Source organism: Aeromonas sobria, assembly GCF_000820145.1.
Classification (GTDB): domain Bacteria; phylum Pseudomonadota; class Gammaproteobacteria; order Enterobacterales; family Aeromonadaceae; genus Aeromonas; species Aeromonas sobria.
This window is the reverse complement of sequence record NZ_CDBW01000016.1, coordinates 13,702-27,852: the sequence shown is the minus strand read 5'-3', so window position 1 is coordinate 27,852 and position 14,151 is coordinate 13,702. Positions and strand designations below refer to the sequence as shown.

Sequence of the window (14,151 nt, the reverse complement as noted above, 5' to 3'; positions counted from 1 at the left end):
GCAGCAAGCAAAGACGAATCGAGCCTCCCCTAGCGGAGGCTTTTTTTTGCATTAATATCAATCGATTACTTGGATAGGGAACAATCATGGCAACGCTCGACGAGATCAGACAAGACATCACCCGGTTGGATCAGGAGCTGCTTGCCCTGCTGGCGAAACGCAAGACCCTCAGCATCGAGGTGGCCCGAGCCAAACAGGCCAATCCCCGTCCCATCCGTGACCACCAGCGGGAGCAGGAGCTGCTGGTCGCCCTGATCCAGAAAGGGCGCGTGCTGGGGCTGGACGCCCAGTACATCACCCGCATCTATCACACCATCATCGAAGATTCTGTGCTCTCCCAGCAGGCCTATCTGCAGAGCCTGCTCAACCCGGAGCAACAGGAGCCGATGACCAGCGTCGCCTATCTGGGGCCGCGCGGTTCTTACTCCAGCCTCGCCGCCCGCAAATATCTGGCGCGCTACAAGGATCAGGTGATCGAGGTGAACTGCCAGAATTTTCGCGAAGTGCTGGATGCGGTGGAGTCAGGCCGTGCCGCCTTTGGCGTGCTACCCATCGAGAACACCAGCTCGGGCTCCATCAACGAAGTCTATGACGTGATGCAGCACACCAGCCTCTCCATCGTCGGCGAGCTCACCTACCCCATCGAGCACTGCATCCTCACCGCCGTGCCGACCGAGCTAAGCCGTATCAAGACCTTCTATGCCCACCCGCAGGTGTTCCAGCAGTGCTCCCACTATCTGAGCAAGCTGGAAGGGGCGCGCCACGAGATCTGCGACTCCTCCTCCAGCGCAATGATGAAGGTGAAAGAGCTGGCCAGCCCCGAGGCCGCCGCCATCGGCAGCGCCGCCGGTGGCGAGCTCTATGGCCTGGACGTACTGGCCGAACATCTTGCAAACCAGAAAGAGAACTACAGCCGCTTTATCGTGGTGGCACGCAAGCCCATCGACGTGGCGCCGCAGATCCCGGCCAAAACCACCCTCATCATGTCCACCTCCCAGAAACCGGGTTCGCTGGTGGAGGCGCTGCTGGTACTGCGCAGCCACGAGATAAACATGACCAAGCTGGAATCCCGTCCGGTGCAGGGCAACCCGTGGGAAGAGATGTTCTATCTGGATGTCTCCGCCAATCTGCAGACCCCTGCGATGCAGGGCGCACTGGTGGAGCTGACCAAGATCACCCGCTATATCAAGGTGCTTGGCTGCTACCCGAGCGAGGATGTGAAACCCACCGCGGTGCCGCCGGTGCTGATGGGGAGCTAAACAGCCCTGAATGACAAAACCAGAACGACAAAAGGCGAGCACCATGCTCGCCTTTTGTTTTGATGCCTGTGTTGATGCCTGTTTTCAGGTCAGGCAATCAACTCAGAACTGACCGGCCATCAACTGATTGATGTTGTAGAGGGCGCGGGTATCGAGCTCCATCTCGGTGGCATAAGTGTTGCCACGGGGATAGGAGGCAACCACCCGGGCACCGCGCACCACGCCTGCCACCGACACATCCAGCGAGTTGGAGGTCTGGGTCAGATCGCGGTAGCTACTCTGGCCACGCACCTGCTGGCCATTGAGCTGCTCGGCCAGCTCACGATAGGCATCCATCTTGGAGGCGCGAATGGCTTGCAGCATCTTCTCCGACTGGGAGGGGCCGGGCTGAATGTCGATCACCGCATACCCCACCGCCTTGAGCACCGGAAAATCATCGGGCTTGCCACCCTGGGTGTAATCCACCACCCGGTTGCCGCTGCAACCGGTGAGCAAGAGTGCCAACAGGCAACCAAACAGGATCTTCATGACTCGCTCCTCACGGGGTCAGGTTGACCAGATGACCGCCCGGCCTCGCCTGACTGTCACGCATCAGATAACCGCGATTGATCGATGCCCGACCAAACGAATTGTTAGCACCGAACAGATATTTTTGCGGGATCAGGCTCTGGGCCGTGGTCTCCACCATCTTGGTGCGCATGTCGATAACGCGGGCATTGACCAGAATTCCCTTGCTGTTGCGGCTGAAGGTGCCGACCAGAATGCGGGAGATCGGCAAACGGGAAGAGAGCTCCTTATAGTTGCGGCTCAGCACGAAGTCCCCCTGCGGCGTCACCTTGATGCTACCGGTCAGCTTGAAGTCCACCACCACCTCGCCGCGGCGGTTGAGCTCGTAGATAAAGCTCTCCTCAATCTGCTGCCCCATCCAGTTGGTATCCTGCAGGGTATCGAGATCGACGAAAGAGGCCACCGCGATGGGCTCGGTCAGGGTGGTCAGCGATTTGCGCTCCATCAGCTGATCGGTCATGCGCGCCACCAGCCAGTTGAGCTCCATCCCCTGCGCCGCCTGGCGGGGGTCACCCTGATCCCGATTGATAGGGTCGGAGCCGCACCCGGTCAATGCCAGGGCAAGCGCCAACGCCGTGATGAGTTTGTTCATGGATACCTTTCCTGTATCTGCACCTGACTTATTATCGGACGCGCCGGACAAAGCTTGAGCCGGGAATGAGGCATGATTCTTGCTTTTTAATGGACATCGTCAGCGCCAACGTGCGCTGCCACTTGGAACGTGTTGTGATCCATGTCGGCCAGCAGGCGCCATTTCCTCAAAAATGGCGCGGCTGCCCGCCAACTCAAGGTATCTGCTATGAAATTACCGCTGCTGTTGACCCTGCTGCTGGCCAGCCTGAGCGCCCGAGCCGAGCTTATCGAAGCGCAGGGCAGCGCCGCCATTCTGGGGGGCGATGAGGTCTATGCCCGCGAGCAGGCGACCCGCGACGCCCTGCGTCAGGCGCTGCTGGCCAGCGGCGCGGCCGTCTCCAGCGTCCAGCGTCTGGAAAATGGCAGCCTGCGTTCCGAGCAGATCCAGATCCGCTCCGGCGGTGACATTCGCCAGTACCGGCTCAAGCGGGAAGAGGTGCGCAACGGCCGCATGTATATCACGCTAGTGGCCGATATTCAGGCCGAGCGCCAGATCTGCCAGACCCAGCACTTCGCCAAGGATTTGACACTGGTCAGGCTGCGGATGCGTTATCCGGATCAGGCAAGCTATGGTGCCATGGACGACATGCCGGAAAACCTCTCGCGCCGGCTGTTCGAAACCCTCGCCAACGCGCCGCAAGGGGTCGCGGTGCGCCAGTGGCTGGATGAAAACCTGCGCATCGATCCGCTGCATCTGCAACAGGGGGATCGCAGCGCCCTCGAAGAGATAAAGGCACTCAGCCTGCGTACCGACAGCCAGTATCTGGTGCTCGGCAGCATCGACGATCTCTCCATCGAGCCCCAGGGCAACCAGCTGACCAGCTGGTATGAGGATCCCGTGCGCAACTTTCGCATGCAGCTCTACCTGTTCGATGGCATCAACGGCAGTCTGGTCAACCGCAAGGTCTACGAAGGGCGCGCCACCTGGACCTTTGGCAAGCGGGAACAGGTAGGCAGCAGCAGCGGCCAGTTCTGGCAGTCAAGCTACGGCCAGGAGGTCAGCTACCAGTTGCAGCAAGCCGCTCAGGATCTGGTGGCCCAGCTCACCTGCGCCCCGGTCACCGCCCGGGTGGTCGGCCAGAACGAGCGCGGCCCCTACATCAATCTGGGGCGGCGCAACGGCGTCAAGCTTGGCGATCAGTTCCGCATCCAGCACAACGCCGACTTCATCGACCCCTACGGCAAGTCGCGCATGATGCGCAACCCGGCCGACGGCCTGTTCGAAGTGGTGCAGGTATTCGACGATGGCGCCATCATCAGCAGCCAGAACAAATATTCACCGTTTAACATCCAGAATGGGGATTTGGCAGTATTGGAATAAAAATCAAGGGTTTAAAAGGGAGTTGCTTCTTGTATAATGCCCGCCACAAGGCTCCCGTAGCTCAGTAGGATAGAGCGGTCCCCTCCTAAGGGACAGGCCACTGGTTCGACTCCAGTCGGGAGCACCATATAAAACAAGGGGTTAGCATCTTCATGATGCTAACCCCTTGGTCTTTTTTGGCTTGGGGTACCACACGGGGTACCACAGCGCGCATTCCATAGCTAGAAACCAGAGAGGCAAATAAGTCTCATTTGAATTAATTTCAGATATATATTATCTCCATGAACCTACCCAAGGGACTGCTCTGTGCAGTCCCTTTTTCATTGGAGATTTCTCATGGCTCACCTGATCGATACGATGGCCTACACCGGTCAAACGCCCTGGCATGGCCTTGGCAATGTTTTACCCCCGCAACAATCTCTCGATATCTGGCTACAGGCAGCCGGGATGAATTGGACTATCGAGCAGAGCGACGTGATGTTTAACGTCGCCTCCGATGCGTTGCATATTCGCCCCTACAGCGACAGCAAGGTGCTGTATCGCTCCGATACCCTCGCCCCCCTGTCGGTGGTCTCAAGCCGCTACAACGTGGTACAGCCTCACGAGGTGCTGCACTTCTATCAAGACCTGGTGGAAGCCGGTGGCTTTGAGCTGGAGACCGCAGGCTCACTCAAAGGTGGCCGCAAGCTGTGGGCACTGGCTAAGACCGGCCATGATCTAAAACTCAAAGGCAATGACTTAGTAAAGTCCTATCTGCTGCTGGCGACCAGTTGCGACGGCACGCTCTGTACCACGGCGCAGTTCACCTCTTTGCGGGTGGTTTGCAACAACACCCTGCAGATGGCACTGCGCGGCGCTACCGGCGCCATCAAGGTACCCCACTCCACTCAGTTCGACGCGGCAGCCGTCAAAGAGTCGCTTGGGCTCGGGCTCTCTCATTGGGATGAATTCAAGACACAAACCAAGGCGCTGGCACAACGACCCGTCGCCCCCGAAGAGGCGCTGCGCTTTTTCAGCGACTTGCTGGCGCAACCGCTCGATGAGGAGAACATCATTCTCACCAAGCCGGTACAACGGCTGCATGAGCTCTATCAGGGCGCGGGTATGGGCTCAGAGCTTGCCAGCTCCCGCAATACCGCCTGGGGGCTGGTCAATGCGGTCACCGAATACGTGGACCATCATCGCCGTGCTCGCAGCCAAGATCACCGGCTCGATTCCGCCTGGTTTGGTCAGGGCGCTCAACTCAAATCCCAAGCCCTGAATCAGGCACTCACTCTGCTGCAGTAATTCCGCTTCCCCATTCAAACCGCATAACGACCTCACCCGGACTGGCGCAAGCCAATCCGGGCGTAGCCATTTATGCCGTCAACAAGGAGTCGTCATGAAAGCAAAAGCCAAGTATGGCCAAGCCCTGCGGCTGGCCTCTACTACCCAGTTAACCCGCGAGCAGTGGCTCGCTATCCGCAAACTCGGCATTGGCTCCTCCGATGCTGCCGTGGCTGTAGGCCTCTCCCCTTACAAATGCCCGCTCAGCCTTTGGCTGGAGAAGACCGGCCGCAAAGAGCCGGAGGATATCTCCCACAAGGAAGCGGTGCTGTGGGGTATCGAGCTGGAGCCGGTGTTGGCGCAGGTCTACGCCAAACGCACCGGCTACAAGGTGCGTCGGGTCAATGCAGTGCTGCAACACCCCGATCAACCCTTCATGCTCGCCAACCTCGATCGGGAGGTAGTCGGCCACCCCGATGGGCCGGGCATTCTGGAGATCAAGACTGCCAGCTATCACAGCGCCCCCCAGTGGGAGGAAGGGGTGCCGGTGGCTTACCAGTGTCAGGTACTCCATCAACTGGCCGTCACCGGCCATGCCTGGGCTGAGGTGGCAGTGCTGATCGGCGGCCAGGATTTTCGGATTTACCGCATCGAGCGCGATGAGGAGAAGATCCAGGATCTCACCGAGCGGGAAGCGCAGTTCTGGCAGATGGTGCAACAAGACCAGCAGCCCGAGCCTGACGGCTCCAATGATGCCGCCAATGCCCTGAGCTGGCTGTTTCCGCATGACGATGGCCAGACGGTGGATCTCTCCGATTCTCCCGAGTTCAACCAGCTCTTTGGCGAACTGCTGCGATTGCGTCAGCAGAAAGAAGCTGTCGAGCTGCAGGAGTCACAGCTCAAGCAGCGGCTACAGGCCACTTTGGGCGAAGCCACTGCCGGGCTGTTTGCCGATGGCAAGATCACCTGGAAGCGCAGTAAAGACCGGCTGGCACCGGATCTGGATAAGCTCGGTCAGGATCATCCAGACCTGCTCACCCGTTACGTCAAACCGGTGCCCGGCGTGCGCCGTTTCACCATTCAACCCTTGAGGCAAACACCATGATCAAAGGACTGGCGATCACCCCGCCCGTGATCGGGCGGATCTGCATCGGCAAGCTGGTGCAAAAACAGGATAAATGGGTACCGGAGAAGGACGACAGCTTCACCCTCACCACCCAGGTACAACAAAAAGGGGGATGGTTACTCCATCCCCTGCATCAACACTACTCATCGCAGAAAAGTGGCCAAGGGCAGGAGCAAACCAAGATCCGCGCAATTCCGGTGCGGGTGCTGTTCAACGACAGCGACTTGAATCTGCGGGCGGAATACAGCGCCTTTGACCGGCAAACCGGCAGGCCGCTGTGTATCGGAAATGGGGAGGTGGCAAGACGCGTGGGGGCACAAGGCATAGAGGAGGTCAGCTGCCCTGGACCAGAGCGCTGCGCCTTTGCAGGCCAACAGGGTTGCAAGCTGTACGGGCGACTGAACTTGTTTGTGGAGGGGCAAGGGGATGAGCTGGGCAGCTTTATCTTCCGAACCACCGGCTACAACTCAGTGCGAACCTTGGCGGCACGGCTCAAGTACCTGGAGGCTGTGAGCGGGGGTCATACCCGCTATCTGCCGCTCACCCTGCGGCTGCGGGCCAAAAGCACCACCCAGTCCTACCGCACACCGGTCTACTACGTAGATTTGACCTTGCGGGAAGAGACCAACCTGACTGAGGCAGTCAGGCTGGCACAGGAAGCCGCCCAGCGTGACCAAGAAGCAGGCTTGGCCATCGAGCATATGGAGCAGACTGCTCGCGAGCTGCTGCGTAACGGCCAGTTTGAGGATATCGATGAAGAGGTGCCGATGTTGCTGGAGGAGTTCTATCCCGAAGCCAACAGCGGCGAGACGGCGAATGGTAACGCTGGTGTGGAGGCGACTACCTCGTATGCCGCACCGCAGAGCCAAGCAACCAGAACACCACAGAGGCCGCAACCAAGAAGGAGTCCGCTCACCAACAAATTGGGGAAAGGGAGCCCATCCCCTCCCCAGTGAATAGCGGATGATCAGCGGGGGCGAGCCAACCGCTCCACCAACCGTTCTACCGTTTCCAGCAACAGAGTTCGGTCAGCATCATCGAGCCGGGCCAGTTGCTGGCTCAGCACAATGCCCTGCTCGGTCGGGCGGTTGCTGGTCTCGCGCAGAAAGTCCGCCAGCTCGCAACCAAACAATTGAGCAAGCTCTGCCAGCCGCACCACGGTCGGCACCACAATCCCTCGCTCCATTCGAGAGACGGCCTCCATCCCGATATTGAGGTGTTCAGCCACCTGCTCTTGGGTAAACCCGGCCTGGTTACGCTGACGCCCAATAGCCTTGCCCACGTTCTTGGCTAACTGCTCAAAGTTGATATCTGTCATAAGTCCTCCAATCAACCCCTATGGTTGAGGGTGGACTCGTTGACATGAAGAACCACAAAAGGCGAGGATCAACCTAATAGGTTGTTATTGGGCATTTTCTGCCTATCTAACCGAACTAGGGTTATCCCCTTCTCTACGACTTACTACCAACAGGAGTTCTCATGAAACGACTCGTTCCATTGCTCACCCTGGCAGTCACTGCACCGATTGTCATGGCCAGCAACACCAATGACATCTGGTCCTATCAAGACAGTGATGGCACCACCTTGGCTCAAGCGTGTAATAACAAACGTACCTGTGAGCTGATCTACAAAAACAGCCACTACCTTGCCTTAGTCAACAACCGCTCCCAAACGGGCTGTGCCACTGGCGATCTGCTGGTTGCCGAACACGCCAGTCGCAGCTTTAAAAAGCTCGATACCGGCACTTGCAGCTCCTCCGCCAGTATCGAGGTCAATACCTACAATCGGCTGAACAACGTCGATATCATGGTCGGTGACCGACTCATCAAGCGCTATCCGCTAGATGCCTGGATGTGGGGAGAAATACGTAAAGCGGGTAAGGGGGCATCTTGGAGCAAGGCGGAAGAAAATGCCCAGAAACCCCGAAAACTGGACACGCCGAAAGGCCCTCCGGCACAGTGGATTGTGCAAGAAGATAAATATGGCCTTAGCTACATTTTGACTCAAGGCAAGGACTATTCCCGGTATGTGCTGGAGATCAAATGCGCCTATCAAATGCCGGGTTGGAGTCACCTGCACTCCAACCTCCGATATACCAGAGCTTATGACGCCTCAGCGACCGTCCATGAAATTGAAGTCGATGGTAAACGCCTCTCTGGGACAGTCAGAAACCAGGCAGAGTGGACCCAACTCGTTAACTCCATTCTTTCCGCATCAACCCTGAGCGTCTACAACGTCTACGGCAAGCCGGGCCAAGAAGCCATATGGACAGCGAAATCCATGAAGTTGACCTCCACTTGTGACTATTACAACGGGTGAACCATGAACATCGTTAAAACTAAATGCTCTATAGCTGCCCTGATAACTTGTGGATTGCTGTGGGCAAATACCAGCCATGCAGAAGAACAGCGCTACCTCGCTATCCAACACACCGACACTGTATACGCCAACCAAGGCGTCTGTGCGTACCACTTTTCCCTCGATAGTGGTGGAGCAGATGAGTTTGGTCACTTGTACATCTCGCTGCAGTTTAATGACAAGAAGGGCAAAGCGCTGGCCGAGTCAACGCTGGAGGTTGAGCCATTCGGCGGGAGCTCGGCTACCCGCTATGGCGGAGGCTTTACAGAAGTGGATTGCGAACAGGTAGATCAGGCCAAGTCCATCGCCATTATCCAGGCGACCGAGGTACTGGCACACAACCAAGTCACCCGACTGCCGGTATCAACCTTCACTCCCGAGTTTCATCAACCACTGAAGATCACCTTGGGCAGCAAGTAACCCACTCACGAAAAAGCAAAGCCAAAGGGCGTCACCGTAATGGTGACGCCCTTTTTCATTTCCAACCCCTTAATAGGATCATCACCCCATGACACGACATTTCATTATTGGCGATCACCTGGTTGCACCACAGCCTGAAGGCCACCATCACGGACTCTTTGTTGGCCATGACCAGGTCATTCACTGTCTACCAGACTCTGCTGGTGAACACTCAGGCCAATTGGCGCTGACCTCGTTGGCTCAATTCAGCCAACACCGCGTCATTGAGGTCAAGCCCCATGCCATGCGCTTGTTCAGTAGAGAGGAGTGTCTGACGCGGGCCTACGCACGGCTCAGCGAAGGTGCGCAAGGCCAACCATTTGCAAGTGGTGAGCAATTTGTTACCTGGTGCATCGAAGGGCTTGCACGTCCCCCCAAGTTACTGCAGACCGCTGTTGCAACCGTCGTGGCTGCCGAAGTGGCTCGCCATACGCTGGGGAAAGCGGCCACCAGTGCAACAGCAGGACTTGCTGCCAGCACGCTGACCACGACTGCTGGCAGCAGTAGCGCCGCTGCGACCGTGGTGTCCGTTACCGGTATTGCCGCTGCCCCACTGCTAGCACCGATTGCCGTGGGCGTAGTCGCTGCCTATGGCATCAGCAAACTGTGGGATTGGTTAAACGACTGACCCATCAATTCAAAGCAAAAAGCAGGGGGATCCCCTCCTGCTTTGAACTCCATAAGGAAAAACCATGACCATTCCCTTTTTCCGGGACGGCTTTGCCTTGCCCGTTACCCAGGCTCTGCTGGTACTGCTTAACCAGCAAGCTGCAAACACCACGCTCGATCCTGAGCACCTAACCCAACTGACCTTCAACTTTCGCAACCCCGGCTACAGCGCCGAACAAGGCGGCGTGCACCCGGTCGAGATCCGCCTGATCCGTGGGCTCGATGGCTGGCTGTTCGATTACGTCACCGATTTCAGCTACCAAGGATTGGGCAAAGATGCTGAGCTCTGCAAGGAGCTCGATTTCAACTTCCTTGATGGGGAACACACCATGTTGGGCTGGGGACCACTGCGGCTGGCCGAAGCGCGGGAATTGTTCGATATCTGGCAGAGCAACTTCATTGCCTACTGCCGGTTGGAGTGTTTCAGCGTCACGGTCGCAGGAGATTAGGAGGACACGATGAGCCAAGAATTAGCGCTCTCCCACTACTCACGTCAGTGGTTGGGACAAGTTGCCGCCAACGCCAAGATAACCCCCACCCGCAGTAGTCAGCGATGGCTGCTGCACCTGACACCGGATAGTCCACACATCCGCACAGTCACCCTGCAGGTCCGTTGGTCAGGCGTGCAGTGGCAACTGCTCACCATCAGCAATGCCGATGACGGGCGCACCATGAGCCAGCCAAGATATGAGATCTGCATCGACCCCAAACGCAATTGCTTCTGGCATTGCCAAGCAGGGCCGGTGCCACTCACCGAGCAGCCCCGCGTGCTGGCAAGCTTCTTGGCTGACCTGCAACGCATCTGCATCCATCGCGGCTATGCCGTGGAGAGCGATCCCATCGCCGACAAGGAGAGCGAAGATGATTAACGCCGTGATCGCCATCGAGCTGGAGGGTTATCTTGAGCACGATGGTCAGATTGAAGCTGTGCATGACCAAGACCAGCCGGTGGACGGTTATGCCCTCTACCTGCGCTATGAAAACGAACAGGGCAATGCACTGGCTCAATAGCAGTGCGACCACCCGGATCACCGCTGGCTAACCCAGCTAGGCACCCTGCTAGCGACCAGTTACCACGTCCCGTTGCACGACTACACCACTCACACCCTTGCGGCCTGAACACCGCCAGCCAATCCTGCAACCACCACATTTACCAACCCATTAACCAAACACCTCGCCTACCCTGCCGCATCCCACGCGGTGGGGCGATGGCGTATGGAGCACCAGCATGCTGCATCACAAACTGATCGCCGGAGAGCAACCCGGCACTTATCTCGTCACCGATCTGGTTAACGAAGATGATTTGTTAAATATCGCCAACCAGATTGCTCGCCAGAAACTGGCCAAGGGCATCGTGATTACAGACAAATACTTGGCACAACAGGCGCTGCAAACCCTATTGCAGAGTAGGGAGCACGAAGTATTTGCCATGCTGTTTTTGGATAACCAGCATCGGATCCTGGCATATGAGGAGCTGTTTCGCGGCACGCTCAGCAGCGCCTCCGTGTATCCAAGGGAAGTCGTCAAACGTGCGCTTGCGATCAATGCGGCTGCATTGATGCTGGTGCATAACCACCCATCAGGTCACCCGGAGCCCAGCCGGGCGGATATTGAAATCACCCAGCGCCTGCAGAGCGCATTGACTCTAGTAGATATCCGGCTGCTGGATCATCTCGTGGTAGGGAGTGAAGGCTCTGTATCTCTTGCTGAGCGTGGCCTCTTATGACAGTAAATTGAGAGACCGTACTCTAACAACAGAAAATGCCCTTCAAATGAAGGGCATTTTCTGTACATATAGTTCTAGATTTTTTTTGCTTCAAAGCGACTAAATGCAACATGGAACTAACCCATACCTGTAGCAACTACTTTACCTTCGAAATGCTGTTTCACTGTGGTGAAACTTGGCAACGGATGCAGTGTGAGAATGTGCCAGAGCAAGAAGCCAGCTGGCTCGCCTATCAAGCATTGGCGCAAAAGCTACTCGATCCCTTGGTCGAGCAATTTGGCATGCCGATCCTGACCTTTGGTTTTTGCGGCCATCGATTACGACGCGCCATACAGGGTAAGCCTCAACCTCGCATTGCCCCTCGGCTAGATCAACACGCTGCTTGTGAGCTCAACCGACACGGCCAATTGATCTGTCACCGCCAGGGCGCAGCCATCGACCTAATTTATCCGGCTCGCAGCAGCGCCCAGATCGCCTATTGGCTTGCCTGCCACACACCGTTTGATCGCCTCTACTTCTATGGATCGGATAGGCCGCTACACCTGACTCACGGCCCCGAGCAATCCCGCACTATGACCCAACTCATCGAGCACCAAGGCAGACGACTGCCGCGTCAACTCTCCCTCCCGATTCTGCAAGGATGGCTTTGATGCTGACCCCGTCCCGTTTTCACGAGCTGGTTGCCGCCCTCCCCTATAAAAAAGAGCTGCCCGAGGCAGTCTATCTGCACAGAGAAACGCTACAACAGACTTGCCCGCCCCTGAGTCAATTTGTTTGCGCCGTGGCCAAGGCCCTCAAACTGGCCGACGAAGAGTGGCATCTGGTCAAACTGGCCAAGCACGACTTTCGCCTCTCGCTGCTTTGCTACCCCACCTTCTTCGAAGAAGCCTACCCCAGCCTGAACCAAAGCGTGACGGTCGATCTGACCGAACTCAAACACACGGTGACCCGCTATGAGGAGCACGACAACCCTCCCATACTGCACCGCAAAGAGGTGATGCTGGCTCCGCATCACCCCATGGCGGAGCAGTGTCGCCAGATCACCGAAGAGGGGGAGCTTGCCGGTCTTTACGAACAGCCACGGATGATCGGCTTTAAACAATCTTGGCTGCGCCTGATCACCCGTCACGGCTACGCCCTGGTGGATGGGCGCCTCTTTCGACAGAGCGCACTCCCCGACCTTGAACACTCGCCACAGATAGATCGCCATAAGACAGCCCTCACTCGTTACCAACTCTCAGCCCCCATGAAAATGCTGGCCCGCCATGGCTATCTCAACGGCGACTATTCTCTCTTCGATTACGGCTGTGGCAGAGGGGATGACCTGCGTGAGCTAGAGGCGCACGGAATTGCAGCCCTAGGGTGGGACCCCAATTTCCGTCCCGATGCCGAGAAGGTGAGATCTCATCTGGTGAACCTGGGTTATGTCATCAACGTAATTGAAGATAGAGACGAGCGAACCGATGCACTGCTAGGAGCTTGGGATCTCACCCAGACCCTGCTGGTAGTGTCGGCCATGCTGGCCGGCGACCACTTTATTGCCCAGTTCACCCCCTATCGAGATGGGGTGATCACCTCCCGCAACACCTTTCAGAAGTACTACAACCAAAGCGAGCTACGCGGCTTTATCGAGCGAACCCTCGACGAGCAGCCACTCGCCATGGGGCCTGGGCTCTTTTACGTCTTCAAAGATAAGGAAGAGGAGCAGCGCTTCTTAAGTGAGCGGCAACGCCGCCACCATGGCTGGCGCCAGCTCAGCCGCCCTCCCCTCGAGCGAGTCAGCAAGGCGCAACATTTGCTGCAAACTCACCAGGCCTTATTTGATGACTTCTGGCAAATGACCCTGAGCCTGGGACGCCTACCCGCCGACGACGAATTTGGGCAGATGGCGAGCCTGCGCGAGCTGATCGGCTCACCATCGCGCGCCTTACGCCTCATAGAGACACAGGAAGAGAGCGCTGTGCTTGAGCAAGCCCGTCAGGAGCGCATCGAAGACTTAAGCGTCTATCTCGCCCTCACCCTCTTTGAGAAGCGCCGGTCCTATAGCCGTCTCAACGAAGCGCTGAAACGCGACATCAAAGCCTTCTTCGGGGATTATCGCTCCGCCCTAGATCAGGCCAAGACGCTGCTCTATGCCATCGCCGAGCGGCAAAAGATTGAAAAAGCCTGCGAGGCGGCGCATGCGACCCTACCGGCCTCTCTGTTCTATGCCGGTCACTCCCTTATTCTGCACAAGGCGCATCTGACCCAGCTCCCCGCTCTGCTGCGGGTCTATGTGGGCGCCGCCACCCAACTCTACGGAGAGCTCGAAGAGATAGATCTTATCAAAATCCATATCACCTCAGGCAAGGTGAGCCTGATGGGGTATGACGACTTCAGCAAGCCCATTCCCTATCTAGTGGAGCGAGTGAAGATCAAGATGGCTGAGCAGGAGGTGGACTTCTTTGACTACATAGATGAACACACAAGGCCACCACTGCTCAATAAGAGTTATCTGATGGCACCAGATGCCCCCAGCTTTAAGGCACAGCGCACTCTGGAGCAACAATTAAGCAAGTTGTTAGGGGTCGACTTGCACACAGACCACAATCTCAGCCGCAAAAGATATGATTCGGCCCTCAATGAGCAAAAAAAATGTGTTGTTGGCCTTCGAGTTTGCAACGTGAAAGGGTAGAATATCGCGCCTTAAATGACGTACAAACCTCAATAAAAACTCCCCACCTCGCTATTTTTTCGTGATTTATTTCAATTTTAACGTAGTCTACGT

Annotated in this window: 17 protein-coding genes, 1 tRNA gene and 1 other annotated feature (1 of these 19 only partly in view); of the genes, 15 read left to right on the top strand and 3 right to left on the bottom strand. The window is 57.0% G+C overall.

Annotated features, from left to right (window positions below; all coding sequences use genetic code 11):
* Window positions 1–48 (top strand) — a sequence feature (Phe leader region) (it extends 74 nt beyond the left edge of the window).
* A gap of 38 nt (window positions 49–86) precedes the next feature.
* Entirely contained in the window at window positions 87–1,259 is a 1,173-nt protein-coding gene (gene pheA, locus BN1135_RS07010) for a prephenate dehydratase (RefSeq protein ID WP_042019926.1), read from the top strand.
* Window positions 1,260–1,361: 102 nt separating this feature from the next.
* Here pheA and BN1135_RS07005 read toward each other — a convergent pair whose 3' ends face one another.
* Together BN1135_RS07005 and BN1135_RS07000 are read right to left on the bottom strand one after the other, a co-directional pair.
* A complete protein-coding gene (locus tag BN1135_RS07005) occupies window positions 1,362–1,787 on the bottom strand; it encodes an LPP20 family lipoprotein (RefSeq protein ID WP_005338717.1) in 426 nt (141 codons plus the stop codon).
* Window positions 1,788–1,797: 10 nt separating this feature from the next.
* Entirely contained in the window at window positions 1,798–2,418 is a 621-nt protein-coding gene (locus BN1135_RS07000; RefSeq protein ID WP_005338718.1) for a FlgO family outer membrane protein, read from the bottom strand.
* A gap of 207 nt (window positions 2,419–2,625) precedes the next feature.
* Here BN1135_RS07000 and BN1135_RS06995 point away from each other — a divergent pair, with 207 nt between their 5' ends.
* The 5 genes from BN1135_RS06995 (at window position 2,626) to BN1135_RS06975 (ending at window position 7,128) form a co-directional block, all read left to right on the top strand.
* Window positions 2,626–3,780 carry a flagellar assembly protein FlgT gene (locus tag BN1135_RS06995; RefSeq protein WP_042019923.1) on the top strand — a complete coding sequence of 385 codons (1,155 nt, stop codon included), beginning with the start codon at window positions 2,626–2,628 and terminating at the stop codon, window positions 3,778–3,780.
* A 50-nt stretch (window positions 3,781–3,830) separates the two neighbouring features.
* Window positions 3,831–3,907, top strand: a tRNA-Arg gene (locus BN1135_RS06990).
* Between the two features lie 209 nt (window positions 3,908–4,116).
* Window positions 4,117–5,067, top strand: a complete 951-nt coding sequence (locus BN1135_RS06985) for a DUF932 domain-containing protein (protein WP_042019919.1) — start codon at window positions 4,117–4,119, stop codon at window positions 5,065–5,067.
* 94 nt (window positions 5,068–5,161) lie between these two features.
* Window positions 5,162–6,151, top strand: coding sequence for a YqaJ viral recombinase family nuclease (locus BN1135_RS06980; RefSeq protein ID WP_042019917.1), 990 nt, complete (start codon window positions 5,162–5,164; stop codon window positions 6,149–6,151).
* A complete protein-coding gene (locus BN1135_RS06975; RefSeq protein WP_042019914.1) occupies window positions 6,148–7,128 on the top strand; it encodes a recombination directionality factor in 981 nt (326 codons plus the stop codon). Before BN1135_RS06980 ends, BN1135_RS06975 begins: the two co-directional genes overlap by 4 nt.
* Window positions 7,129–7,139: 11 nt before the next feature.
* On the opposite strand, the gene BN1135_RS06970 is transcribed toward BN1135_RS06975, so the two are convergent.
* Window positions 7,140–7,490 (bottom strand): helix-turn-helix domain-containing protein, encoded by a 351-nt coding sequence (locus BN1135_RS06970; protein WP_016349802.1) that lies wholly within the window; start codon window positions 7,488–7,490, stop codon window positions 7,140–7,142.
* 161 nt (window positions 7,491–7,651) lie between these two features.
* Between BN1135_RS06970 and BN1135_RS06965 the strand changes: the two genes are divergently transcribed.
* From BN1135_RS06965 to BN1135_RS06925, 9 genes are all read left to right on the top strand, one after another.
* Window positions 7,652–8,491, top strand: a complete 840-nt coding sequence (locus tag BN1135_RS06965) for a hypothetical protein (protein WP_042019911.1) — start codon at window positions 7,652–7,654, stop codon at window positions 8,489–8,491.
* A 3-nt stretch (window positions 8,492–8,494) separates the two neighbouring features.
* On the top strand, window positions 8,495–8,950 hold the full coding sequence (locus BN1135_RS06960; protein WP_042019910.1) for an IrmA family protein: 456 nt from the start codon (window positions 8,495–8,497) through the stop codon (window positions 8,948–8,950).
* 88 nt (window positions 8,951–9,038) lie between these two features.
* Window positions 9,039–9,617, top strand: coding sequence for a lecithin retinol acyltransferase family protein (locus tag BN1135_RS06955; protein ID WP_042019908.1), 579 nt, complete (start codon window positions 9,039–9,041; stop codon window positions 9,615–9,617).
* A gap of 64 nt (window positions 9,618–9,681) precedes the next feature.
* Window positions 9,682–10,107, top strand: a complete 426-nt coding sequence (locus tag BN1135_RS06950) for a DUF2787 domain-containing protein (RefSeq protein WP_042019907.1) — start codon at window positions 9,682–9,684, stop codon at window positions 10,105–10,107.
* 9 nt (window positions 10,108–10,116) lie between these two features.
* A complete protein-coding gene (locus tag BN1135_RS06945; protein WP_042019906.1) occupies window positions 10,117–10,527 on the top strand; it encodes a hypothetical protein in 411 nt (136 codons plus the stop codon).
* On the top strand, window positions 10,520–10,669 hold the full coding sequence (locus BN1135_RS22385; RefSeq protein ID WP_223290104.1) for a hypothetical protein: 150 nt from the start codon (window positions 10,520–10,522) through the stop codon (window positions 10,667–10,669). Before BN1135_RS06945 ends, BN1135_RS22385 begins: the two co-directional genes overlap by 8 nt.
* Before the next feature lie 217 nt (window positions 10,670–10,886).
* Entirely contained in the window at window positions 10,887–11,384 is a 498-nt protein-coding gene (radC, locus tag BN1135_RS06935; RefSeq protein WP_042019905.1) for a RadC family protein, read from the top strand.
* A gap of 110 nt (window positions 11,385–11,494) precedes the next feature.
* Window positions 11,495–12,034, top strand: a complete 540-nt coding sequence (locus tag BN1135_RS06930) for a hypothetical protein (RefSeq protein WP_042019904.1) — start codon at window positions 11,495–11,497, stop codon at window positions 12,032–12,034.
* Window positions 12,034–14,058 (top strand): DNA phosphorothioation-associated putative methyltransferase, encoded by a 2,025-nt coding sequence (locus BN1135_RS06925; RefSeq protein WP_042019902.1) that lies wholly within the window; start codon window positions 12,034–12,036, stop codon window positions 14,056–14,058. The genes BN1135_RS06930 and BN1135_RS06925 overlap by 1 nt, the downstream gene beginning before the upstream one ends.
* Window positions 14,059–14,151 lie beyond the last annotated feature (93 nt).